This window comes from Allokutzneria sp. NRRL B-24872 (assembly GCF_002155965.1).
Lineage (GTDB): Bacteria > Actinomycetota > Actinomycetes > Mycobacteriales > Pseudonocardiaceae > Allokutzneria.
Window position 1 is genome coordinate 1 of the sequence record NZ_MUMH01000366.1, and the last position, 573, is coordinate 573.

1 pseudogene is annotated in these 573 nt (G+C 70.9%); it reads right to left on the reverse strand.

Annotated elements, in window-relative coordinates:
• Positions 1-573 (reverse strand): annotated as a pseudogene (locus CCN37_RS38095) (NAD-glutamate dehydrogenase domain-containing protein); the annotation flags it as partial.

The window sequence follows — 573 nt, forward strand, 5'->3', positions numbered from 1 at the left end:
CGAGCAGGCGCCGCGACTCCAGCACCATGTCGTCGGCCACGTCGGTGGGGATGACGTTGTCCAGCGCCTCGATCTCCCGCCACAGCGACGGCAGGTCGTAGACCTTGGTCACCACCGCGAAGGCGCGCACCGCGTCGGTGGGCGATGCGGTCATCTCCTCGGCGAGGCGGAAGGCGTAGGAGATGCCGCCGCCGTCCACGACCTCGTTCACCAGCAGCGTCGCGATGATCTCGCGGCGCAGCGGGTGCGAGGGGATCGCGTCGCCGAAGCGCTCGCGCAGCGGGTGCGGGAAGTACTCCGGCAGCCTGCTCGCGAACGTGCCCAGCTCGGGCAGGTCGCTGGCCAGCACGTCGTCCTTGAGCGCCAGCTTCACGTGCGCCATCAGCGTGGCCAGCTCCGGCGAGGTGAGGCCGTCTCCTGCCTGCTCCATGGCCTTGAACTGGCCCCTGGTCGGCAGCGCCTCCAGCGCCCGGTCCAGTCCGCGCTTCTTCTCCAGGTCGGTGACCAGGCGCGCGTGCACCGACAGCATCGGCGCGGCGTGCGCGCGCGCCTGGTCACCGACCTGGAGAAGAA